Raw genomic sequence first — 21972 nt, forward strand, 5'->3', positions numbered from 1 at the left:
TGTCAGTTCGCGGACCGAGGTGAGGCGAAGGAGGACCCGTTCTTCCTCAACTTCGGCTACGGAAGCGGCTTTCTCTTCCTCAGCATCGATCACCTTGAAGGCCGGTTCATGTGGGACTGCGGCTGAACACTTCCCTCGGGCGGGACGCGTGGAACCCGGTCAGCGCAGGCACGGCCGCGAGTGTCATGCCGTGCCCGCCACCGATCCGCCCCCACGAATGCCGCCTGCCAGGCGTGGGTTCCTGATACGGCCCGGGCCCCGGCTCCGGCCCCGGCCCCGGCGAACAACCGCAGAACGCTGCCGGCCCGCGCACTCCGCACTCGGAGCCTGAACCGCGGGGCTACCCTGCCTGCTTGACGCAGGTCCGGTCCTTCGCCGGCAGTTTGCCGGTGGCCAGGTACCGGTTGACCTGGTCGTCCACGCACGCGTTGCCGTAGCGCCCGAAGAGGGCGTGCCGGTTGGCGCCCTCAAGGGTGACCAGCCTGGAGCTCGGCAGCTGCTTGTGCAGCTCGACGCTTCCCTTGTACGTCGTACGCGGGTCACCGGTGGCGGCGACGATCAGTGCAGGGGCATCGCGCCGCACCCGGGTGGGCTCTTCGCGCGGCGCGTCCCAGAAGGCGCACGGGTTGATGTTGTTGGTCAGGGCGCCGAACAGCGGGTGCGCGATGCGGTTGCGCTCGATGTCCCGCCAGTAGAGCTCGGGATCGCGCGCGGCGGCCACGTCCCCGCAGATGACGGCGGACTGCGCCCCGGTGGGCTCGCCCTCACCGCGCAGCACGTACCGGAGCTCCGGTACGAGCGTCGGCGGCACCGTCGTCGGCCGGCCCTCCGCGGCCTCGGCCAGTACGGAAACCAGCTCGCCGAACGACGCCCGCGCCGGGGCGGTGTCGTCCGCGATGCCCGCGAAGAGGAGGAGCGGCACCTGGCTGTCGTCGATCCGGAAGGCATCGGCGCCGACGCCGATGGTCAGCGGACCGCGCGCGGCCGCCGCGACGATGCGGTCGACGGCGGCGAGCACCTCGGCGCGGCTGCGGCCGAGGCCGTAGGCGTCGTGGTGCTCCGCGGCCCAGGCGGCCCAGTCGGACAGCGCCTTCTCGTTCTCGCGCTCGGTGCCCTTCAGCAGCCGGGGGCGGTAGTCGCTCGGGTTGATCGCCCCGTCCAGCACCATCCGGTCGTGGCGGCCGGGGAACATCTGCGTGTAGACCGTGCCCAGGTAGGTGCCGTACGAGTAGCCCAGGAAGGAGATCTTCCGTTCACCGAGCGTGCCGCGGATGACGTCCATGTCGCGGGCCGTGTTGCGGGTGGTGATGTGGGGGAGCACCGCGGAGTCCGTGGCCCGGCACTTGTCGGCCAGGCTCTTCTGCAGGGCGACCTGGCGGTCGAAGCCCGCCCGGCCGGTGCCGGCGGACAACCAGGTCATGCCCACGGGCAAGCCGCAGTCCAGCGCGGTGCTGCGCCCGATGAAGCGCGGGTCGAAGCCGATGATGTCGTAGCGTGCGCCGACCTCCTTCATCGACGCACGGGCCTGCGGCGGGGACTGGAGCGCGGGGCCGCCCGGACCGCCGTTGTTGAGGAGGATCGCGCCGATCCGGTGGCGGGTGTCGGTGGCCTTGAGCCGGGAGATCGCCACGGTGATCGTGCGCCCCCGGGGGTCGGCGTAGTCCAGGGGCACGGTCACGTCGGCGCACTGCACGCCTGCCCGGTCCAGATCGCGGCCCGTGGTGTCGTCGGCGCCCTTGACGCAACTGCCCCAGCCGAGGTGCTGGCGGTAGTACCGGTCCAGTCCGGCCCCGGCGCCGTCCCGGGCGGCGGGGGTCTCGGCGGCCGTGGCAAGGACGGGGGAGGACGTGAGGCAGGCGGCGAGGGTGAGACCCACGGCCAAGGCGCGGCGTGCGGCGGGGCTGACAGTGGTCACGGGGTCTCCTTGAGCATCGTCCGCTTCGTGTGATCGCATGCCCCGAGGCTAGGAACCCGCACTGGTAGCGCACATCACCCGAGGGCACGAGGACCCTGGTCCTGTCCACGCCGGGTCAGGGACCTGCGTCCCGGTCCGGCCTCCTCCTCCGGGAGGAGACCGTCGGCGAGGCTGCGCTGAGGCGGTCCCCGCCGCACACCTGCCGTCCGTTCCCACGCGGCATCCGCCGGATCACCAGCAGCCGCCCCGCACTCGCCCGAGAAGGTGAACCTGGGCGCGCGTAGCCGCGCTGCCGGGGGCGATGCGGGGTCACCGGGGATGATCCTGGAGGGGTGCTCCACCTCAGGCCTCACATGCTGCTCTTCGTACTCGTGGTGCTCCTGTCCCTGCTCACCCTGAGCCCCGTGTACGCCGCAGATCCCCCTCGGGGCCACTCCTGCGAGCCCGACCGGCTCGCCGGTGCGAAGGTCACCACGTCGGCGGAGTTCGTCCACCGCGGCCAGGGCACCAGCGTGCTCACCAGCGTCGCGGACATCAAGATCCCGGCCGGCTGGGAGCGGACCCCCGACCTGCTCCTCGACACACACGCACCCCTCTACCGCGACGCGCTGCGCTGCCTCTTGGGAAAGGGGGCCACCGTCCAGGCGTACCTGCGCGGGGAGCCGTACGAGGACAGCGAATGGCGGTTGAAACCGCTTTCGGTGAAGCTCTCCGGCGCATGGGTCGCCGTCCACTACGAGGCCGTCAACTGGGTCCAGGGACTCGGCACCTACGACGTGGGCCTGTGGACCCTGACCGCAGGCGAGGACGAGTGGGAGATCCGGCTGAGAGCTCCCCCGAGCCTGGCCAAGGCGACGTGGGAGAACGTACGCGTACGGCTGGGCGGGCCCGCGGCCATGTCAGCATGGCCGCCGCCGACGTTCGGTGGGGACCGCACGGAACTGACCTGGCACAACAGGACGCAGATCGCCGTCCCCGGCGTACCCGACGTCGCATTCCGACCACCTGCGGCGCAACAGTGGGCGGCCTTGACCCAGACCGACGGGGATGCCTGGCAAACCCTGGGCGTCTCCGGCGCATCAGGGGCGTTCTCGGGGGTCGCGACCGCCCTGCTCGCCTTCGTCGCCGGCAGGCGTTTGCGCCGGGGCATGGGGCGCCGGCCTCTTCCGGCGGAGAAGGAGGCGCTGAGGGGGCTGTACGGGTGGTCCCTGATCCTGGCGCTGATCACCCTGGTTGCGTACATGGGCGACGACCTCTACCGGCTCCTTGATGGGCAGATCGGGTGGAAGGGCGAGTACGAGCCGACGGTCGACCTGTTTTCGGTGCTGTTCATCGGACTCGTCCTGTGCTTCTTCGGGCGCCTGAAGAGATGGCTGCTCGTCGTCGTGTGCGCACTCGCCGCCAGCACGGCCTTCCTGTGCGTAGCAGCCGAGATGTCCCGTTCCGGGCTGCTCCCCACCAGTGACGTCCAGATCGGCGGTACCGGTCTGGGGCTGACGGTGCTGCTCGACTCCCTGCCGGTCTTCCTGTGCTGCCTGGGCATGGTCGCCAGTGGTCAGCGCCTCCTGATCCTGGGCGGCAGGGGTCTGTCGCAATGGGCGCAGGTGGGGGTCGCGGCCGGTGCGACGGCCATGGCCATGCTCTGGGCGTTCGTCTCCCTGGACCGCAGCTGGGAGCGCAGGTCCTGGCTCAACGAGGCCGTGCCGGCCCCCTCCGGCTCGCCGTGGGTCACGACCTACGACACGTGGTGGTGGTGGTTCTCGGCGGACGCGCTGCCCGCGCTGGTGGACATCGCCCTCTTCCTGACGCCGTTGGCCCTGGTGGGGGCCTTGCGGGTGTGCAGGGCCGAACAGCACGAGGCCGATTCCTTCACGCCCAACGCGGCGGAGAAATCCGTGTTCGTGATCTTCTTCGCCATCGTCGTGGTGCCCAATTTCGCATGGTATTTCGGATTCTCCGGTTACATCACGACGCTGATCCTGGCCATCGCCGCGGCGTGGGCCCTGCTGGCCATGGGGCAGTCGAAGTCCGTGCTGGAACAGCCGACCGAAGGCAATTCCCCGCTGGGCAAGGTCATTTCACGGACCGACCGGTCGCAATGGATGCGCCTGGCGCGCCACTACCGGGAGTTGCAGGCCCGGCTGCACCACCCCGGTTCCGGATCGGCGGCCGAACAGTCCGCTTCACAGGAAGCCGTCGAACGGGAGATCGACCAGCTGGACCAGTGCCTGCCGGAAGGGGTCAGACCCATCGACCTGCCGTTCGCCATCGGCCCCATGGCCACGTGGTGGGGCAACGCCTGCCGGTGCGCGCTCATCGCCTGCGTCATCGGCCTCCCCGCCACCGGGCTGATGTACTGGATCGACTTCGTCCGCGGCGACTCCTGGGGCGTGATGGCGGAGAACCCCACGGGGTTCCTCCAGGCGGTCCTCGACGTCATCTACTGGCACGTGACCTGGGTGGGCGGAGGCTTCTTCCTGGGCGGGTTGTGGCGTGATCTTCCAGGCCGGCACGGGCCGACGAAGGCCGTCTACGTGTCCGTCGCCCTCGCCGTCCCGGTCGGCTTCCACCAGCTCATCGCCCAGATCACCGGCGCCGCCATGCAGGGCACGATCGCAGCCATCGCCGCCTTCGCGTCCGTGATGACCTGCACCGGCCTGGTCATGGACCTTCAGACCTTCCAGAGCGAACGGCGCTACTGGCCGTCCAACGCCGGCCTCGTCCTGTACGTCTACCAGATGCGCTTCGCCTCGGTGGCGTTCTGCCTGGCGCAGCTCGTAGCGCTGGCCACGATCTGGAAGGCGTTCAAAGAAGGAGGGCCGACCGCACCTCCTTCCCTCCGGTAGCGGCTCTCCGCACGCCGCCGTCACCACGGCGGCGGCCGCACCGCCGCCCACCGGAGTGCGCCGCCCCCGGCCTACTGCCCCGGAACCCTGCCCAGGGCGTCGCGCAGCGCTGCCCTGGAGGTGATGCCCAGCTTGGGGAAGACCCGGTAGAGGTGGGAGCTGACCGTCCGCGGTGACAGGTGCATCCGCACGCCGATCTCCTTGTTCGTCAGCCCGCCGGCCGCGAGGTCCGCTATCCGGCGCTCCTGCCAGGTCAGCGCGGGCAGTTCGGCCGCGCTCACGGCTGCTGCCCGCCCGCACGCGCGCAGCTCGGCCCTGGCCCGCTCGGTCCAGGTGGGGGCACCCAGCCGTTCGAACCCCTCCGCGGCCGCCGACAGCGCCGGTCGGGCCGCCTTCCATCCTTGCGCGTGCCGCAGCCGGACGCCGTGGGCGAGGCGGATGCGGGCGAGCTCGAACGGGAAGCGGGCGGCGTCCGGGTGCGTCGTCGCGCGGAGGTACAGGGCATCCGCCTGCGCGGAGTCCGGGGCAGTCATCGCCAGGGCGCCGTACGTCAACAGGGCCAGCCGCGGGGAGACGTCCGCCAGGCCGGCTTCCTCGGCGGCGAGGGCGTGCCTGCGCGCTTGCTCCGAGCGGCCGGTGTGCAAGGCCGCCTCGACGAGGTCGAGCAGAGTACGCGATGCCTGATGGATACAGGGCGCGAAGGTCCCGGGCGGCGTGATGCCGATCGCGTACAGGTAGGCGGCCTCGTGGTCGCCTTCCCCGAGCGCGGCGCCGGCACCGACGGCGTCGGCGATCTGCGTGAGGAACCCCACCCCGCGCGGACGTGCCCAGGCATCCACCCCGGCCTGCAGCTCGCGGGCTCGTTCGGTCTCGCCGCGCAGCGCCGCCAACAGCCCCAGATAGCCGCGCGTCTGATGGGCGAACAAGGCGTACCCGAGTGACGTCGTCAGCTCCAGGCAGCGCTGCCCGGTCCGCTGGGCCTCCTGCCATTCGCCGGCCGAGATCTGGTCGAGCATGATCAGGTGCAGCATGGTCATGCCGGTCGCCGCGGCGCCCGTCTCCACCTCGCGGTCCACGGTGCGCTGCAGGTGGGGCCGGAACCGGCTGAGCACGTCCAGGTGGTAGGCGGAGACGGAGAGCCGGGTGAGGTCCCACGGGTCGAGGTCGCACAGCGCGCTGAAGGTCTGCTCCAGCCGTTCGCGTGCGCCGGCGCCGCGACGCACCACGTCGCTCCACGTGTCCTCGTAGATGAGGGAGTTCTCGGGGACCCTGCCCTCCAGGGAGCGAAGCAGTTCGTGCGTACGCCGCCACAGGGCCTCGTCGCCGGCGTACTGGCTGATGGCCAGCAGCAGGTTCACCAGCCGGGCCGGTACCTCGTCCCGCTCGTCCACGGGGGCTTCCTCCCCGGCCTCGCGCAGCTCTTGCATCGCCGACAGGACCTGGCGGTGTGCGGCGCGGACGTCCCCCTCCTCGTACAGCGCGGCGTAGGCCGAGGTGATCACGGAGGCGGTGGACCCGTGGGTGCCGGAGGCGGTACCGGTGCGAACGAGGGTGCGCGCCCGGTCGAGGAGTCCGGCGTGGCCTGCCACGAAGGCCGCGTCGCTGAGCAGCCTGGTCCGCTCCTGCGCGGTCTCGCTCAGTTCGGCGGCGCGGGTCAGCCAGGCCACGGCGGTCACCGCCCCGCCTCTTCGGGTCGCGGACTCCGCCGCCGCCTCCAACGCTGCCGAGGCCTTCGCATCGGGGTCGACGGTGGCCGCTGCCAGATGGGTGGCGTGCCGTTCCACATCGTCCCGGTGCACCCGGGCGAGGGTCGCGTGAGCCGCGCGCCGCGCATTGGGGGTCGCCATCTGGACGACCGTCGAGCGCACCAGGGGGTGCCGGAAGACGACATCGCCACTGACCGGGTCGTGGTCCAGCAGGCCGCGGTCCGCGGCCTCGTCGACGTCCCGCATGCGGTAGCGCGTGCCCTGGGGGAGCCCGGTCGTCGTCCCGGCTCCCACGCCGTCCAGGGCTCCGCGCAGCAGCTCTGCCCGTACGGCGTCACCGAGGGACGCGATGCGCGTTCCGTACACGTGCTGCAGGCGCAGCGGCAGCTGGACGCCCGTGTACCCGAACAGCTCCTGCGGAGGGCGTCCCGCGCGTCCGGCCCTCACGTGCGGCGGGAGCTCAAGCAGGGCCAGCGGATTGCCCTGGGCCTCGTCCAGGACGAGTTGCCGGATGCGCGGGGCGAGAGCGGGGTGGCTCAGGTCCAGCAGTTCCCCGGAGGCCTTCTCGGAGAGGGCGGTCACCGCGAGCTCGGGCAGCGCGGCTGAATCGAATCCGGAGCGTACGTCCGAGCGCAGTCCGACGACGAGCTTCATCGAACTGCCCGCGAGCCGACGTGCGACGAACCCGCACACTTCGGTGCTGGAGGCGTCCAGCCACTGGCCGTCGTCGAGGATCAGCAGAAGGGGCTGCCGCGATGTCACGAGCGAAAGCAGGTCGAGAACGGCGATGCCGAGCGTCATGACCGAGGGCGGAGCGCCTTCGCTCCTGCCGAACACGGCGTCGAATGCGTTCCGGTGGGCCTCGTCGAGTTCGTCGACGAAGGAGAGGAGCGGATGGAGGAACTGGTGCAGACCGGCGAAGGGCAACTGCGACTCGGCCTCGACGCCCGTTGCCCTGATGACCCGGTGCCGCTGCGCCGCCGAGGCCGCGAGGTGGTCGAGGAGTGCGCTCTTGCCCACTCCCGATTCGCCTCGCAGGACGAGGGCCTGGCCCTCGGGGGCTGCCACGAGGGCGGACAGCACCTCTCGCTCGCCGTCACGACCGATCATCGACCGAGCGCTCAACTCCACCGTTCCTCTGCTCTGATCACCGCGGCCACGGCGACGTCGGCCGGACTGCATGATCAAGAGGGTAAATGCACGGGCGTGGTCGCGTCACACGGCCGTCGGCGGTCGTGGCCCGACGGGGCGTCAAGCTGCTGTCCGGGGCTGTTGCCGACGGGCTGGTACACCGTCTCGCGCAGCGCGATCGCCCCCGGACGCCACCGTCGGCGGCGGGCGTGACCGGCCTGGTCCCCCAGCTTCGGCGGCGCATGGGGGAACTTCTACCGACGCTTCGGGCAGGATGTGGGACCCTCGCAGCCGCTTCTACTACTGCGCCCGCCGCACCGCCGATGCCGCTCGCTCGCGCCTGCGCCGAGTCAGCCGGCCCGCCTCCATGCGCTGCTCCGCCAGTGCGGGCGGTGGGTGACGTCGTGCCGGACGTAGCAGTCGTCACATCCGGCCTCCCGCACCCACCGGTATCCGCGTCCCTCCAGGAACGTCCTGATGCGGGAGCGGACCGGCAGCCAGTTGTGCTCGATCGTCAGTACGCGGAAGGAATACCGGTCGAACGGGAAACTCGACAGGATGGCCAGTTCCGACCCCTCGGTGTCGAGGCTCCAGTAGTCGATGACGGGCGGAGCCCCGCAAGCGTCGAGGACCGAGCCGACGGTACGCGCGGTCCTGCGTACCGTGGGAGGGGCGCTGCCTTCTGCGACCCGCAGCAGACCCTTCGCGCACCGCAGGAGGGAGGGGTCGTATTCGTGGAGGATTCCCCCGACCGTCCCGGCTTCCAAGAAATCGACATGGCCTTCCCGGTCGTAGAGGCAGCAGTTCACGCAGATGCACCGGCGGTTCTCCACGAGGCGGGCGAAGAACTCCGTGTTCGGCTCGATGCAGATGCCCGTCCAGCCGAAGGACTGCTCAAGCAGGCGGGTGTTGCTCGCTTGCAGACCGTCCGAGGCCCCGGAGTCCAGGAAGAACCCCTCCCGCATCCCTCCGAGGACCTCGACGACGAATTCGTCCTGGCTGTACTGGGAGGTCACGGCCGATACCCGCGCGCGCGGCCGAACGCCCCGGAACGCCAGGCCGCGGGCGCGCCGTTGTGTGACGTTGCCGGGGAGGGCTGCCGGTGGTGGGTGTCGTTCTCCCGCTCGCCGTAGAGCATCGTGATGTTGATGCGCCGGTTCTCGTACCCCGGCCTGAAGGACAGGCCGTCCGTGCCGTGGAACAGGTCCGAGTTGAAGAGAATGGCGCGGTTCTGGCGATAGGGGATCTTGAAGGACTTTGCGTGCTGCTCCCGCAGATAGGGCCTGATGACGTCGGCACGGTTGTTGTACGTGGCGAAGTCCCAGTCGAGCGGGGCGTCGACGCCGTAGACGACGAGTCCGCCCGACTCCTCGTCCAGGTTGGCTTCGGTCGGGGTGATCCAGAAATTCAGGTTGACTGCGGCGAAATCCGCGTGCGTGTTGGAGTCTGCGGGGAAGTCGCTCTGGTTCTTGAACGCCCACAGCTGGCGGAGCGGGTAGCGCTTGCCGATCACCCGGGGCAGGGCGTCCCGGACCTCCTCGGCGACCTGGAGGAGCAACGGGCAGTTGAACCCGTCCCGGAAGAAGGCGCCGAGTCGCCCGTGCGCGTAGCGGTTTCCCGTCCACACGGTCGACTCCAGGCAGAAGCGCTGGAGTTCGTCGAGCGCATCGGGAGCCAGGAAGTCGTCGATGACCACGACGCCGGGCGGCTGGTCCAGGTACTGGTTCTCCACCTCCTGGGGCCTCCACGCGTCGGACAGGGCGCGCCGTACGCGGGGTGTGTCCCGTACGTGGACGAGTCGGCCGTACACGGGCTCGATGTCGCGCCACGCCGGGGCGGCAGGCGCCACGGGCCCGTCCGCACCGGCCGACTCCAGGTGGGAGGCCGTCTCCTCGTAGCTGCGGATGATGTCGATGAACTCGTTGCCGAGGAGGCCGCGCTGGTGCAGATAGCGGAACTGGTCGATGTCGTGGCGCAGCTTCGCAACCGTGAGGTGGACGTCCGGGGCGTCCGGGGCGTCCGGGCGGGGAGGCGGGGCGGACCGTGGGTACCAGGCGCTGCCCAGGCGGACCGCCGCATGGATCCGCGCGTACTCGCCGGCGACCGGGAGGTCTTGTTCGAGCAGGGCCAGCCAGGACTGGTGTTCCAGCCAGGCGAGGTCCTCGGCGTCGTAGGCCGCGTCGGTGCGCCACAGGGCGATGCACTCGTCGCTTCGGCCGTGCCGCGCGAGGGTCGTCGCGAGGTCCCGGCGCGCCTCGCGCCGGTCGGGGCCGAGGTCAGGGCCGGGGCCGGGGGCGGGCTGGAGGTCGGCGGGTGGTGGGAGGCTCGCGTCCGGGGCGGCGTTGTCCTCCATCTACTGACCCCCGACGCTTTCCAGCACCCCGCGGTCGCGCAGGCGGACGGAGTACTCGACGAGAGCCTCCAGAGCCGGGACGTAGTGACCGTCGAAGAGACTCACGGCGCTGCTGACTTGCGTGCCGCTGACCTGGGTGCCGAACTGGGTACCGGTGCTCGTCTCGGTGCCGGAGGCGAGGGGGCGGGTGCTGATGTGGGTGCCGCTCTTCTCGGTGCCGAAGGCGGTACCGGTGCTCGTCTCGGTGCCGGAGGCGAGGGGGCCGGTGCTGATGTGGGTGCCGCTCTTCTCCGTGCCGAAGGCGGTACCCGTGCTCGTCTCCGTACCGGACGCCCGCTCGCCACCGAAGATCCCGCAGTCGTCGACGATCTGCACCAGGGCTTCATCTACGGCGCCGGACAGGTCTTTCCCCTCCAGGGCGAACCTGAGCAGCGCGATGACGACATGGGCCGACTTCCGCTCCGCCACCGCTCGGCCCAGGTCCACCACGAACCGGTCCCGGGACACCGGGGTGTCGCGGCGCTCGACGACGTAGCCCCGCAGCCATGCCAGCACCTCCGCATCCGAGGCCACCGAGTAGATCAGCTGGTTGAAGACCGAGGCTTCCTGCGGAGAGAGCCTGCTGCCGCCCACGTACTCGGACAGGATCTGCGCAGGGTCCGTGACGAACTGTTCGCGGAGCAGGAGGTCCGCCGACATCGCCCGGAACAGGGCGTCAACTCGTCGGGCGATGCCGACCGTTCGCAGTGATGGAGGGGCCGGCCTTTGGTTCCCTTCTCCGACAAGAGCCACGCGCGTGCCTTTCTGCCTTGCGGAAATGCTTGCACTCCACCCGTAGCACAGCGGCATATGCCAGGTGGGGGAGGTGCCGGGTCGACGCGCGCAGCGGAGGTCCACTTGCGCCCCCAAAGGGCCAACCGCGGCCGTGGACTCTGCGTTCGCTGCGCCGGACTCGTCGTGGTGGGAGCGACGAGTACGTCTGCCCGGCCGACGGACCCGGCCCTGGTGAACGTCCGGCACCGGCACTTCACCACTGCGGAGACCGCGTTCGGCCAGCAGAAGACCGCGGTGTTCGCCACGGAAGCCGAGGCCATCGCGTTCGCGGCCAAGGCCCGCCAGGACTACGCCGACTGCTCGACCCGGCCCCGCAGCCGCCCGGCGTCACCGCGACCTACTGCGACCACGACACGGTGGACGTGGAGGAAGGCGCCACCCTCCAGGGGATGTGCACCTACGACTCCAACGCTTCGGAGCGCCCCGGCTCCAACCATCTGTGGGGCGTGGGCCGCGACGGTGACACGGTCACACTGGTCCTGCGGCAGAGCTACTGGGGCGATCCGCCCGTGGTCCCCTGGAAGAACACGCTGCGGACCGCGGTGAAGAAGCTGTACTGGGCGCGGGGAGGGGGCGCGCGAGGGCACACACAGGAGCGCGGGATGCCGCGGCTTGCGGACGTACGCGCCCCGCCACCCGGGGCCTCGATCAAGCCGACTGCCCGGGCGGGGTGCGGCAACGCGGGCACGGCTGCGCCGACGCCGGCGAGCGTACGACCACGCGGCCGGTGGGCGAATGTCTGGCTGTGGACGTCGCACGCGGCGGCCGGCCTCATCTACGAGGTCCGTACCCGTGACCATGCCGGCGGCCTCGCTGGTGCTGGCCGCCGGTGGGGGCGCCACTCGACAGTTCAGGCTTGATGACCCGCACCTGGTCCTGGCCGACGATTCTTCAGGACTGCTCCGTACAACGACCAGGACCTCGACCCGGTGCTGCGGGAGCCGGGCCGAGCACTGAATGAGTTCGTCCGGCAACATGCCAGCGAACTGGCTACCCGCTACCCGCTACCCGATGCCCGCTGCCCGGTACCGCTGTTCGAAGAGTCGGCCAACCACCTTTGGCCTCACCGGCCGGGATCGACTCCGCAAGCAGTCGATCCCGGCTTCCTCGGCACAGGAAGGTCAGGCCCGGTGCCTGAGCCAGAGGTTCACCCGCTGGACGCCGTTGCCGAAGTACCCCGGTGCGCAGTAGTAGTACTCCTGGGCATCTCGGGGGTGCACGCGGTCGAGGCCCGCGTTACCCACGTACTTCTCCTTGTTGCACCCGTTCCAGTTGGCGGCGCTTTCGCCCGTGTCGTAGATCCGCACCAGGTCGTTGACGTACGACGCGTTGGCCGCCGCGTAGGCCGTCCCGGTGCTCGCGGTCAGCGCTCCGGTGGCCGCGGCTCCCGCCAGCAGAAGGGCTGCCGATGCCCGTGTGATGCGCTTCATGAACAGAAATCTCCTTCGTCGTGTACACGGCTCCGGAGCCTCGCCCGCGGAGCAACTCCACCGTGCCATCGCGGTCACACGGGTGGCATCAGTCATTTGACTGCCGTCCGCGGCCCCACCTTTAGCCGGCACCGCACTACCTCATCCCGGCCAGGGTCGGCGCGCGTTCTGCCGGGTGCGCGCCTGAGCCCGGGAAGGCGGGAGCCGTTGCGGACGCTGCGGCCGCCGCTGCGGCGCCGGCGCGGGAGGCGGTCGATCCGTGGGCGCCACCGGCCAGGTGGACGCGAAGCCCTTCCGGGGCCCGCTGACCGACGGCCTGGAGGACGTGCCTGGAATCTGGACCGGATCTGGGCCTTGGAGCCCGGGCGAAGGCGCTCTGCTGCCGATCCCCGCCCCGCTCGGGCACTCTTACGGCGGGTCAGTAGTCACCGGGGTGCGCGGAGCGGGACACCCGGTTCACGGGGCTGAGCCCGCGGCAGTTCGGCAAGCTGGTGACGGACGACCGTGGTGGCTGCGCCCCTACGGCGAGATGGACGTCGAGCACGCCGGCGACCTCCGCGACAGACGTGGCATCGCCCACGGCTCCGGGTCGGGCAGAAGAGGGCTTTCTCTTGAGGCGGGATCGGAGGGCCGAGGACATGACGACGGATCCGGCCATGGCCCCGGAGCGGCTTGAAGTCCTGGACCGACGTGTTTGAGGTGGAGGGGCTTGGCCATACTGCGCGGGCGGTGTGTGCGCTTCGTCCCGCCTATGGCTCGTCATCCCAGAGGTTCTCGGGGATCGGCAACGGATCCGTGACCCAGCCCGCCGTCAGCACGAGCCGCGTGTGGCGATGCAGGGCGAGGAAGCCGAAGGGGCGATCGAAGGCGGCGCTGATCCTGGTGGTCACGTAGCGGAGGTCGGGCATGCTCCCGGCGAGCGCGCCGAACGCTGTCGCCGCGGCGGCCTCGAAACCCAACGCGCCGAACTTCGCCATGGTCTTCTGCTCGGCCGACCTGATGGCGAGCGGGAAGTCGCTGATGCCGGGGAAGTGCCCGCGCGAGGTGTCCCGTGCGGTCGTGAGTCCGAACAGGCGGTGCAGCACGAGCAGATCGTGGCTCGCCTCCATCTCGTACGCCGCTGTCGTCACCTCCAGCGACGGTGGCTCGGGCCGCATGCAGCTCATCTTCCCCACCCGCAGGCCGGGGCCCACATTCCCGTAGGGCAGCCGCGGTCCCGGGACGACCGGGCATCGGCCGGCGAGGATGTCGACTCCGGCTCCCAGCACTTGCCCCGGCCTCATGCCCTCATCGCCGAGGAGCAGGTGTACGTCCAGGGCATTGTTCCCCAACACCTTCAGCTCGGTGACGTATCCGCCAGGTGTGTTCGCCACCCCCACCCGGTCCAGCAACGTACTGGAGCGCCACAGGCCCAGCCGCGGCTTGGTGGCCCAGGGCTCGTACGCAGTCTCCAATTCCACCTCGCGGAAGGGGCTCAGCCACTGCGTGCGCATGGTCAGCGCGCTCGCCAGCACCATCTGCGTGTCCTCGGTCAGCGTGACCGGCATACGGTCGATCAGCCCACCGGTCCGCTTCACAGCCCAAGCGTCCAGCGCCTGGTGGTCGGCCACAGGCTCCCCGGTGAGCACTCCGTGGGCGGCGGCCGGCAGGCCCGCCTCCCACTCCTCCCTCAGCTCCAGCGTGCGCTTCGTCCACAGCCCCAGAGCCGTCTTCAGTCCCCGCATGGCACCCATCGCGGCGAGCAACTCGCCCGCCGCGTGGGCTGCTTGCGAGGCAGGGAGCCCGAGAGCCTCGGCCAGCTCGGCCCGCGCCGCGCCTTTGGCCCCGTCGGCCAGGTAGGCCAGAAGCGGCCACACCCCCGCTGCCGAGTACGCAGTGCCGCCTTCCAGGGCACCCGCCCACCGCGCGGACAACCCGTTCACCGCGCGGACCGTCGTCGTAGCGACTGCCATTCGTCCCCCGTCGTCAAGCGCGCTTGGGACGCGCCCAGTCGTAGCTGCGTTCAGTGTTGCAGCCACCCGCCCCAGGAGCCGGGCCGGTACGGAAGCGGTCGCATCCAACCCTCTGCGCCCCGGCCTGTGGGCGGGGCGCACCTGCGGCTTGAGGCTGAGGGGAGGGGAGGGGAGGGCGAAGTCTGGTCGCTCGTGCATGCCTTCGGCGTGGGCCGCGGCGAGTTGGGTGCGGGCCGTAACGCCTTGCCGCTGTCTCGGTTACCTGAGCAGGGCGCGGTCCGCAGTGTCCGTCCTGGGCCCCGGATTTGCGCCGCACCAGGCCCTGCCTCTCGTCTCTTGTTGTGTGCTGCCCCGTTCTCAGGAGCTCGATGTACCAGTTGCCGGCCCAGCCGCCGCCTTCCACCTCGTCCCAGGCCGGGGGCCGTCGCTGGCACCCCGGGTGGGCGGTGCCTGTCGTCATCGCCGTGGGCCTCGTGCTGCCTCCGGTCGCGGCCGCGCTCGCCTTCATGGCCCGGTGGGGGAAGACCGCCAAGGTCATGACCGTGATCGCGGCCTCTGTCTGGTTCATGGTCCTGGTCGCGGCGGACCCGCAGGCAAAGCAGCCGCGGGACGATGCGAAGCCAACGGCGGCGCCGACGGCGACCGCCACCGTCACCGCCTTTGTGACCCCCTCCCCGCTGCCGAGCCAGGCCGCCACCCCTCCTTCGACACCCACGCCGTCCCCCACCACAGCCAAGGCCACAGCCACAGCCACGGCTACAGCCCGGCCGGCCGCACCGGCGGCCGCACCCACTCCCGCTCCCGCTGCCCCGGCCGACAGGTCAGGCGAGACCACCTCCGACAAGCCGCGCTCCTTCGCACGCGACACTGCGTCAACCACCGAGCGTTCCGCCTCCGGCGCCTCGTCGACTTCCAGCGGCTCGTCTTCGACGACGTCCGGCAGCAGCGCCCACTACAAGAACTGTGCGGCCGCGCGGGCGGCGGGCGCCGCCCCGGTGCACCGAGGAGATCCCGGGTACGGCCCACACCTCGACCACGACGGTGATGGAGTGGCATGTGAGTGATCGCCCCAGTCCCGCCGGGTCTCCCGCACCGCCCTCCAGGTCCCCTCGCCCCTGCGGTGCATCCGGAGTCCGACCGGGCGGCAGCCGGCAGCAGCTGGAAGGAGGCGTACCGGCAGGCGGTCGAATCGGGCGGGTGCGAGGAGCCGGCGCGCTGGAGGACCTCGATCGGGTGACCCGATCCGACGCCAGCGACGGAATCCGAGCCGTCACCCCGACGCCCCCCGATCCTCCGGCTCGTGCTGGTTCATTCCGTCACGAGGGGTTCGATGTTGCCGACCGAGGTGGGCAGTTCCCGGCCGCCGGACTCGGGCCGGATGTACGCGCGTCGGGTCCAGCGCCGACCGGAGTGGGTGGCGATCTCTTCGACGACGACGGCCATCAGCTCGCCCTCGGTGCCGGAGGCGAGGTCGCGGACCCGCCGGCCCAGCAGCGGATGGTCTTCGTGTCCAAAGCCGAGGCCGGCGCCCTTCTTCATGCCGCGCCTCCATCCGTGACGCTCTCCCGCTCCTCGTCCTGGTCGCCGAGATGGCGGGCGGGGCCCCGGTCCGCGGGGGCCTGCAACTCGGGGGAGGGCGCGCCGAAATCCGGCTGCACGGGGCTCTCCCGGGCAGGTTCCGGGCCGTCGGTGGGTGTGCTCATCAGGGGCCTCCGTGCCACTTCTGGATCCCAACCCCATTGACGCTAGGTAGCGGGTGGGTGGCCGCTCAACCTTCTTGCGGGAAATTGCGGAGGTTCACCGGTGCGCTGCGGCGGCCCGCCGGATCAGAGTGCGGGCGCCGGCCCCGTAGGCGGCGTGGGCGGCAAGGTCAGCGAAGGCCCGCTCGTACGTGGCGATCTCACCGGGAGCGGTGATGGTCACCCGCGCCGAGAGCAGCTCGATGCCGACCTGGGCGTCGTCGTAGACGGTGAAGGACTCCATCGACCACAACGGGCGGGGCGCGTGGGCCGCGACGATACCCAGCGAGACCTGCGGCAGCCCCGCGAGCTCGACGAGGTGGTCCAGTTGGTCGGCGGTGGTCTGGGGGTCGGCGATGGGGGAGTGCAGGACGGACTCCTCGATGAGGAAGGCGAACTGGCGTCCCCGCTTATGCAGCACTCTGGACCGCCTCACGCGCGCGGCCGCAGCAGCCTCGACGTCGTCGGTCGTGCCGTGGAAGGTGCCGTACGCGGCGATGATGGCGGCTGCGTATGCGCGGGTCTGGAGCAGTCCGGGGACGACGTGAGAGCAGTACACGCGGAACTCACGGGTGCGCTCCAGCAGAGGAACGATCTCCTGTTGCAGGCTGGCCAGCCCGGCCCGGTTCAGGCGCTTCCACTCCACATACATGGAGTTCGCATGGCGGACGGCGGCGATCAGGTCCTCGGCCTGGCCGTCGGCGCCGCACGCCGCGCACCAGGCACGGATGTCGGCATCGGAGGGCACTGCCCGCGTGTTCTCGATCCGGGAGGTCTTCGCCGGGTGCCAGCCGCAGGCACGGGAGAGCTGGTGTCCGGCCAGGCCCGCGTCCAGGCGCAGGTGTCGCAGGCGCGCGGCGAGCGCGGTGCGGGCGGCCTGGGCACTGGACAGCGGCGAGGTCATCGGTTGCGTGCGCCGGCTAGGGCTTGTACTCCTCATACGGGACGGCCCGTTCCCACACGGCGGTGAATGCGGACGAGCACAGGGCGGCGACGACCGGGTCGTCGGACATCTCCCCGCCGGCCGAGGCTCCGTTGCCGGTGAAGTGGTTCCAGCGGACGAGCCGGCCGTCGATCAGCCAGAAGTCGTTCCCGGGGAGAGCGATGTCGGAGGCCTGGCGGCGGGGGAGGTAGCGGATCTCCTCGCCGGCCGCGATGTTCACCGCCGCTCCGGCGTGGCTGTAACGGGAGTAGTCCGACAGGGGCTCCGAGACGATGCGGGCCCGCCGCACGCTCACCCCGCGTGCCACGGTGCGATGCACCAGGCCGGTCCAGAACGCCCAGTACTCCGAATCCGGGTCCACGTTCCGCTTGCCGGTCTCCAGCCAGTGGGCAAAGCCCGCGGACTCCTCCGCCACCCCGTACCCGTCGCGCATCTCCAGATGGAGGGCGGAGTGGTGGGCGCTGTCCAGCAGGACGTCAAAGCCCGGCACGTCGCTCCGCGGCATCACAGGCCTCCCTCAGCATCGCCGCCATCCGCACGGGGATCCGCACGACGCCCTCGGTCTCGGGGATCCCCCCGTCTCCAGGCACTCCGTGAGCAGGGCTGCGTCGGCCTTCCATCCCTGGATGACCACCTCGGCCGAGGCTTCGTCGACCCACACCGTCGGGCACTGCCCGGTGTCGGAGTCGGGGTCGATACCGATGAACCGTAATGCCACGTCTGGCTCCCTGCATCGCTCTGCTTGCGGGAAATTGCGCTCATGCCCAGTGGAGCAGGAAAGAAGGGACGGCAGCCAGGAAACGGGGGGATCGGCCTCCTGAGCGGGCCCACGCGGGCAGGGAAACGCGCCGGCCTACGGCACTGGCCGATGTCCGGATCGCGTGCTGCCTTGGCGAAGCACCCGGCCCGTGCATGACGGCGTCTGTCCGGTCACGGCCGTAGATGCGGGCGCTCGGGCAGCCCGCCGCCGAGATCCTTCCGCTGCTACCCCGCGCCGCCGACGACACGCTGCTCGGTTTCACGGACGCGGACCTGCGCGAGCAGGTTCAGGGCATCAGCTCGGGCGAGCCGTACGTTCTGCGCGTCACGGTGGCTCAACCGGCTCGGCGCCCGGGCCGCAACCGCGGCAGGCCGGCTTTGTTCGCGAGAACCGAGAACCGAGAACCGAGAACCGGGCTCCGGCACAGATTTCGTGAGAGGCGCAGGAGTGGGGCAGGAGGCAGGCGGCGGCCTTGGTGGTGTCCTGATGTGGGGGCAATTACCTCCGGGGTAATCGCACCGCCCAACCTCCAACAGCTACGTTCATGGTCATTGCTCACTCCCCCCGGAACGAAGGAGCCCCGTGGTGCCCGCTTACGGATTCGCTCATCTCCGCAGCCGCCGGAATCACTCCGACGTCATCGAGTACCTGGAGCGCATCCAGGAAACCCTCGACCCCTTCGCAGGCCGCTTCGTCATCCACGGTCCGCCGGCCGAAGTCGTAGAGGGGACGTGGCCTGGCAGCATGGTGCTGATCGAGTTCCCTAGCCTGGCCGAAGCCCGTGCCTGGTACGCCTCTCCTTCCTACCGGTCCATTCTGCGTTTGCGTACCGACCACATCGACGGCGACTTGCTGCTGATCGAGGGCGTCAGGCCGAACTACGACCCGGCCGAGCGAGCTCGCAAGCTGCAAGCAGAAGCCGGCCAAGAGGGCCAGTCCGCCACGTAATCCTCCGCCCCTCGGGACACTATTGCGGAGCCGAACGTCTGGCGACAGAACGCCGTTGATCGCCCTCACGAAATGTGCGTCAGAGCCGAGAACCGACAGCAGATGTTCACCACTTCGGGAGTCACCCGGGTCAGTGGCCGGCCGATTTCTGCTGAGGCCCGCTGGCCACTGGACCGGTGAAGTATTCGGTTGTTCATAAAGAGCTGAACTTGCGACGGTCACCGCCGTGAACGTAGTTCTGGGAGACAAGTCCAGCTCACGCTCCCCACGCCTTGCAGTCGATGCGGTTCCCAGCGAGCGAGCGAGCGGCCGGCCGACCACGGCGACCCGCCGGGTGCCGGCGTCGATGACGACCTGGTCGTTGGGGAGTACCGGTGGTTCTTCGACCGCTCGGCGATGGTGTGGTCGCGGGTGGGGGCCAACCCGCCGTCCACGATGAGTACGGTGTCCTCGGCGAACCGCTTGCGGGGCTGGGCGCGAGCATCGGCCCGAGGTGGTCGATGATCCGATCCGCCGCCGACTTCGACACCCCGAGCAACGGGGCGAGCTGGCGCGTGGTCACGTTCGGGTCTCAGCCCGGTGAACGGGACTGTCCAGGACGGCTCTGACGCCGTGATCACCCAGCCGCGCGTCGATCATTTCAGTTGCCGATGGAGTTCGTTCTGGTCGATCCTGTCTACTTCACAAGCGAGGAGGACCACGTGGGCTTGACTCTGTTCCCAGGAGACGGAGACAACAGCAGCCCGGACGTCTCATGGTCCTGCGTGCGCTTCGACGCTTTCCGGGAACGGCTCGCACGGGCCGAGGGGTTCAGCCTCCCAGAGATGTGGGGCTTTGGGGGCGACCGGCCGTGGAGCGACATCTCCACCACCCTGGAGCCGCTCCTCGACCACCCGGATGCCGGTGGTGACGCTCTCTCTGTTGCCGACTGCGCTGCGATGCTGCCTCGCCTTCAAGCGGTCATCGGCGAATGGCAAGACGAGCCCGACGAACCACGCCTCCAGCGGCACATCCAGGACGCTCAACAGCTGACGGTCGTCCTGCGTTTCTGCGTCGACGAGAGCGTCGAACTCATCTTTCTCTGACCTTGAGCGTGCCCGGGCAGCCGACACCCCACCCCGGCCGCAGTTGCGGGACAGCCCTTCCGGAGCGTGATCCCTGATCATGTTCGTGTGGTGGGGAACGGGTCTCGTGCGGCCACCGTCAGCGCTGGTCTTCATCGATCGGCTCCTTGCCGCGCTCGTCCACCTCCGGCACGGCGCCACTCATGACGTGCCGGCCTGCCGCCTGCCGCCTGCCGCCTGCCGCCTGCCGCCTGCGGCGCGCACCGGGCCCACCGGCGAACGGGGTTCCCGCGTCGAGGCGGTACTGCCGGCGCCCGGTGTGTCCGGCCCGGGTGCTACCTGGGTGCGGGGAGAATCCGGTAGCCGAAATCGTCGATCTTCTCGATCCGTGCGGCCATGCCCAGTTTGCTCTGCAGCAAGGCGACATGGACCTGGAGGGAGCGCTGGCGGTCGAGTCCGCCATCGGGCCACAACGTGTCGAGGATCTGCTCCCGGGTTGCGACCTCGCCCGGGCGTCTGGCGAGCAGGGCGAGCAGGTCGTATTGCTTGCTGGTGAGTGCGATGACCGTTCCGCGCACGCGTACCTGCCGGGTGCGCAACTGGATGTGCAGGTTGCCCAGTTGCAGGTGATCGCTGTCCGCTCCGGCCTTTTGGGCGTGGAAGTGGCTGAGAATGCCGGCAGCGTGCCCGTAGCCCGCTCGGGCGGACGAGGAGCCTGCTGCTGCGGATGGCTCCGGTGCGCGGTAGAAGTAGCCGATGCCGCGCGCGGAGACGATGGACGCACGGCCCACGGCGGTTGCCTCCAGTTTCCTTCGCAGACGCGAGATGGTGGACTTGACCTTCTCCGTATCGCTGTCGGTGTCATCCCAGGCCCGGGCGAGCAGCTTCTCCGAGGACTGGACGACGCCGGTGTTGCGCACCAGAAGGTCGAGCACACGGAATTCCGTGCGCGTCAGCTGCAGTGGGGTAGCGGCCACCGAGGCTTCCGAGGACTGGGAGACGAGCCGTATCAGGCCGTCGTCCCAGACGCCTTCTGCCCACTGCTCATGGGAGGAACGCCGACGCAGCACCCGGTCCATGCGGGCGAGGAGTTCCGCGAGGCCGACGGGTTTGACGATGTAGTCGTCCGCGCCTTGGATCCACCCCTGCAGGAGCGTCCCGACGTCGGCTCGGGCGGTGACGACGATGACGGGTACGTCACTGACCGTCCGCAGATGGGTCAGGACCCTTGCGCCGTCGATGTCGGGGAGTCCGAGGTCGAGCAGGACCAGGTCGGGACGCTCCTTGTTCGCCGTACGCAGACCGGCGGATCCGGAGGCTTCGTGCAGGATCGTGTAGTGGTGCTGGCTGAGGGCTTTGGCCAGCGCGGCCGCGACGCGCTGATCGTCCTCGATGAGGAGGACACGCGTCCCGCGGAGGCCAGGGGCCGGCGTTCGGGCCGGTGCAGGCTGGGGCGCCAGGGGCCCGGGCGTCGCCGCGGGTGCTGATTCTGCCTGTGGGTCCAGAGGCCGCGCGTGCACGGTCGAGGCTGCCACCCCTGACTGCGCAAGGAACGCCGTCGTCAACTCCAGGCACTGACCGCATACCCGGATCGCGGTGCCGTCCACCGTCAGGACGTGCCGTGCGGGGCGCTCACAGCGGCGGCCCGCGATGTCAGTGGCGCACCGCCGCGCCGCGGCCAGGTCCGGTAACTGCCGTTCCCTGGCACGGGAGCGCCGGGCCGCGGATCTGCAGGCGTCGGAGCAGTACCGGCGGGGCCGGCCGGTTTCCGCAGCCGCCGGCAGCGGTTCCTCGCACTCCCGGCAGCGCTCCTGCTCGGTCCCCATGACGCAGCCTCCTCGTGGATACGGGGCGAGCATGACACGAAACTGCTTTCGTGACGGCCTGTGAGAGCACGTGCGAGAGCGGGCCCTTGGCGCGCGCGCCGGTTCGTGGTCTCCTGGGTACGGAGGGCCTGACCGCCGGTCGGCGGCCAGACCCCTCGGTTTCATGGCCGCTCGTGCTTGCCGGCGTCGACAGCCATGTCACCCAGCGCGATGAGAGCCCTCGTCCCTTGGGCGAGGGCTTCGTGGTGTTTGAGGACAGCCACGGTCTCCCCTACGAGGAGTACCGCTCGCAATCCGGTCCACCACGAACTCACATCCCGTGTACGCCACCTCCTGGCCGTACCGCGTCCGGCTGAGGAGGGCTGGTCGCCCTCCACTTCCACACCCCGGCCATCGGGCCCTGGGGAACTACACATCCGCTACCTCCGCTCGACAGCGACCGCGACCCTCGCGAACTGTCGCGACGAGCACGCGTGGGATGCGCGAGCCGCCGGTTTGCCGTGCGGAAGAAGCAGTGATCGTGTG

17 protein-coding genes and 2 pseudogenes are annotated in these 21972 nt (G+C 70.3%); 5 read left to right on the plus strand and 14 right to left on the minus strand.

Features of this window, described 5'->3' with window-relative positions; genetic code table 11:
• Positions 1–340: 340 nt before the first annotated feature.
• Positions 341–1915 (minus strand): alpha/beta hydrolase, encoded by a 1575-nt coding sequence (locus AB0M92_RS29470; protein WP_366105348.1) that lies wholly within the window; start codon positions 1913–1915, stop codon positions 341–343.
• A 332-nt stretch (positions 1916–2247) separates the two neighbouring features.
• On the opposite strand from AB0M92_RS29470, the gene AB0M92_RS29475 reads away from it, so the two are divergent.
• Positions 2248–4761: a DUF6185 family protein gene (locus tag AB0M92_RS29475; protein WP_366105349.1), complete on the plus strand. Its 2514-nt coding sequence runs from the start codon at positions 2248–2250 to the stop codon at positions 4759–4761.
• A 71-nt stretch (positions 4762–4832) separates the two neighbouring features.
• On the opposite strand, the gene AB0M92_RS29480 is transcribed toward AB0M92_RS29475, so the two are convergent.
• The 4 genes from AB0M92_RS29480 to AB0M92_RS29495 all read right to left on the minus strand — a co-directional run bounded on the left by AB0M92_RS29480 (position 4833) and on the right by AB0M92_RS29495 (position 10650).
• Complete coding sequence (locus tag AB0M92_RS29480; protein WP_366105397.1) at positions 4833–7577, minus strand: LuxR family transcriptional regulator; 2745 nt, start codon at positions 7575–7577, stop codon at positions 4833–4835.
• Positions 7578–7948: 371 nt separating this feature from the next.
• Positions 7949–8614 carry an FkbM family methyltransferase gene (locus AB0M92_RS29485; RefSeq protein WP_366105350.1) on the minus strand — a complete coding sequence of 222 codons (666 nt, stop codon included), beginning with the start codon at positions 8612–8614 and terminating at the stop codon, positions 7949–7951.
• Positions 8611–9951, minus strand: coding sequence for a hypothetical protein (locus tag AB0M92_RS29490; protein ID WP_366105351.1), 1341 nt, complete (start codon positions 9949–9951; stop codon positions 8611–8613). The genes AB0M92_RS29485 and AB0M92_RS29490 overlap by 4 nt, the downstream gene beginning before the upstream one ends.
• On the minus strand, positions 9952–10650 hold the full coding sequence (locus AB0M92_RS29495) for a hypothetical protein (RefSeq protein ID WP_366105353.1): 699 nt from the start codon (positions 10648–10650) through the stop codon (positions 9952–9954).
• A 491-nt stretch (positions 10651–11141) separates the two neighbouring features.
• Here AB0M92_RS29495 and AB0M92_RS29500 point away from each other — a divergent pair, with 491 nt between their 5' ends.
• On the plus strand, positions 11142–11645 hold the full coding sequence (locus AB0M92_RS29500) for a hypothetical protein (RefSeq protein ID WP_366105354.1): 504 nt from the start codon (positions 11142–11144) through the stop codon (positions 11643–11645).
• A gap of 261 nt (positions 11646–11906) precedes the next feature.
• Here AB0M92_RS29500 and AB0M92_RS29505 read toward each other — a convergent pair whose 3' ends face one another.
• Together AB0M92_RS29505 and AB0M92_RS29510 are read right to left on the minus strand one after the other, a co-directional pair.
• Positions 11907–12215: a hypothetical protein gene (locus tag AB0M92_RS29505; RefSeq protein WP_366105355.1), complete on the minus strand. Its 309-nt coding sequence runs from the start codon at positions 12213–12215 to the stop codon at positions 11907–11909.
• Between the two features lie 749 nt (positions 12216–12964).
• Complete coding sequence (locus AB0M92_RS29510; protein ID WP_366105356.1) at positions 12965–14167, minus strand: serpin family protein; 1203 nt, start codon at positions 14165–14167, stop codon at positions 12965–12967.
• Positions 14168–14535: 368 nt separating this feature from the next.
• Between AB0M92_RS29510 and AB0M92_RS29515 the strand changes: the two genes are divergently transcribed.
• A complete protein-coding gene (locus tag AB0M92_RS29515) occupies positions 14536–15231 on the plus strand; it encodes an excalibur calcium-binding domain-containing protein (protein WP_366105357.1) in 696 nt (231 codons plus the stop codon).
• Positions 15232–15475: 244 nt separating this feature from the next.
• On the opposite strand, the gene AB0M92_RS29520 is transcribed toward AB0M92_RS29515, so the two are convergent.
• The 5 genes and pseudogenes from AB0M92_RS29520 to AB0M92_RS29540 form a co-directional block, all read right to left on the minus strand.
• Positions 15476–15706: a hypothetical protein gene (locus tag AB0M92_RS29520; protein ID WP_366105358.1), complete on the minus strand. Its 231-nt coding sequence runs from the start codon at positions 15704–15706 to the stop codon at positions 15476–15478.
• Positions 15703–15870, minus strand: a complete 168-nt coding sequence (locus AB0M92_RS29525) for a hypothetical protein (RefSeq protein ID WP_366105359.1) — start codon at positions 15868–15870, stop codon at positions 15703–15705. The genes AB0M92_RS29520 and AB0M92_RS29525 overlap by 4 nt, the downstream gene beginning before the upstream one ends.
• A 94-nt stretch (positions 15871–15964) precedes the next feature.
• Positions 15965–16810: a Scr1 family TA system antitoxin-like transcriptional regulator gene (locus tag AB0M92_RS29530; RefSeq protein ID WP_366105360.1), complete on the minus strand. Its 846-nt coding sequence runs from the start codon at positions 16808–16810 to the stop codon at positions 15965–15967.
• A gap of 16 nt (positions 16811–16826) precedes the next feature.
• On the minus strand, positions 16827–17354 hold the full coding sequence (locus tag AB0M92_RS29535) for a DUF6879 family protein (RefSeq protein WP_366105361.1): 528 nt from the start codon (positions 17352–17354) through the stop codon (positions 16827–16829).
• A pseudogene (locus tag AB0M92_RS29540) lies at positions 17326–17567 on the minus strand (hypothetical protein). The gene AB0M92_RS29535 and the pseudogene AB0M92_RS29540 overlap by 29 nt, the downstream one beginning before the upstream one ends.
• A gap of 627 nt (positions 17568–18194) precedes the next feature.
• Here AB0M92_RS29540 and AB0M92_RS29545 point away from each other — a divergent pair.
• On the plus strand, positions 18195–18557 hold the full coding sequence (locus AB0M92_RS29545) for a DUF1330 domain-containing protein (protein WP_366105362.1): 363 nt from the start codon (positions 18195–18197) through the stop codon (positions 18555–18557).
• A 300-nt stretch (positions 18558–18857) separates the two neighbouring features.
• Here AB0M92_RS29545 and AB0M92_RS29550 read toward each other — a convergent pair.
• Positions 18858–19177, minus strand: a pseudogene (locus AB0M92_RS29550) (IS5/IS1182 family transposase); the annotation flags it as partial.
• A 30-nt stretch (positions 19178–19207) separates the two neighbouring features.
• Here AB0M92_RS29550 and AB0M92_RS29555 point away from each other — a divergent pair.
• On the plus strand, positions 19208–19642 hold the full coding sequence (locus tag AB0M92_RS29555; protein ID WP_366105363.1) for a hypothetical protein: 435 nt from the start codon (positions 19208–19210) through the stop codon (positions 19640–19642).
• A 314-nt stretch (positions 19643–19956) separates the two neighbouring features.
• Here the strand turns inward: AB0M92_RS29555 and AB0M92_RS29560 are convergent, their stop codons facing one another.
• On the minus strand, positions 19957–21447 hold the full coding sequence (locus AB0M92_RS29560; RefSeq protein ID WP_366105364.1) for a winged-helix domain-containing protein: 1491 nt from the start codon (positions 21445–21447) through the stop codon (positions 19957–19959).
• Between the last annotated feature and the right edge of the window lie 525 nt (positions 21448–21972).

Origin of the sequence: Streptomyces sp. NPDC051582, assembly GCF_040681715.1 — a bacterium.
Lineage (GTDB): Bacteria > Actinomycetota > Actinomycetes > Streptomycetales > Streptomycetaceae > Streptomyces.

Excerpts from the sequence above, each read along its gene's own strand:
- AB0M92_RS29520 (WP_366105358.1), bottom strand. The coding sequence starts at position 15,706 with ATGAAGAAGGGCGCCGGCCTCGGCTTTGGACACGAAGACCATCCGCTG.
- AB0M92_RS29510 (WP_366105356.1), bottom strand. The coding sequence starts at position 14,167 with ATGGCAGTCGCTACGACGACGGTCCGCGCGGTGAACGGGTTGTCCGCG.
- AB0M92_RS29560 (WP_366105364.1), bottom strand. The coding sequence starts at position 21,447 with ATGGGGACCGAGCAGGAGCGCTGCCGGGAGTGCGAGGAACCGCTGCCG.
- AB0M92_RS29495 (WP_366105353.1), bottom strand. The coding sequence starts at position 10,650 with ATGTCGGCGGACCTCCTGCTCCGCGAACAGTTCGTCACGGACCCTGCG.
- AB0M92_RS29525 (WP_366105359.1), bottom strand. The coding sequence starts at position 15,870 with ATGAGCACACCCACCGACGGCCCGGAACCTGCCCGGGAGAGCCCCGTG.
- AB0M92_RS29490 (WP_366105351.1), bottom strand. The coding sequence starts at position 9,951 with ATGGAGGACAACGCCGCCCCGGACGCGAGCCTCCCACCACCCGCCGAC.
- AB0M92_RS29555 (WP_366105363.1), top strand. The coding sequence starts at position 19,208 with ATGGAGTTCGTTCTGGTCGATCCTGTCTACTTCACAAGCGAGGAGGAC.
- AB0M92_RS29505 (WP_366105355.1), bottom strand. The coding sequence starts at position 12,215 with ATGAAGCGCATCACACGGGCATCGGCAGCCCTTCTGCTGGCGGGAGCC.
- AB0M92_RS29480 (WP_366105397.1), bottom strand. The coding sequence starts at position 7,577 with ATGATCGGTCGTGACGGCGAGCGAGAGGTGCTGTCCGCCCTCGTGGCA.
- AB0M92_RS29535 (WP_366105361.1), bottom strand. The coding sequence starts at position 17,354 with ATGCCGCGGAGCGACGTGCCGGGCTTTGACGTCCTGCTGGACAGCGCC.
- AB0M92_RS29530 (WP_366105360.1), bottom strand. The coding sequence starts at position 16,810 with ATGACCTCGCCGCTGTCCAGTGCCCAGGCCGCCCGCACCGCGCTCGCC.
- AB0M92_RS29515 (WP_366105357.1), top strand. The coding sequence starts at position 14,536 with ATGTACCAGTTGCCGGCCCAGCCGCCGCCTTCCACCTCGTCCCAGGCC.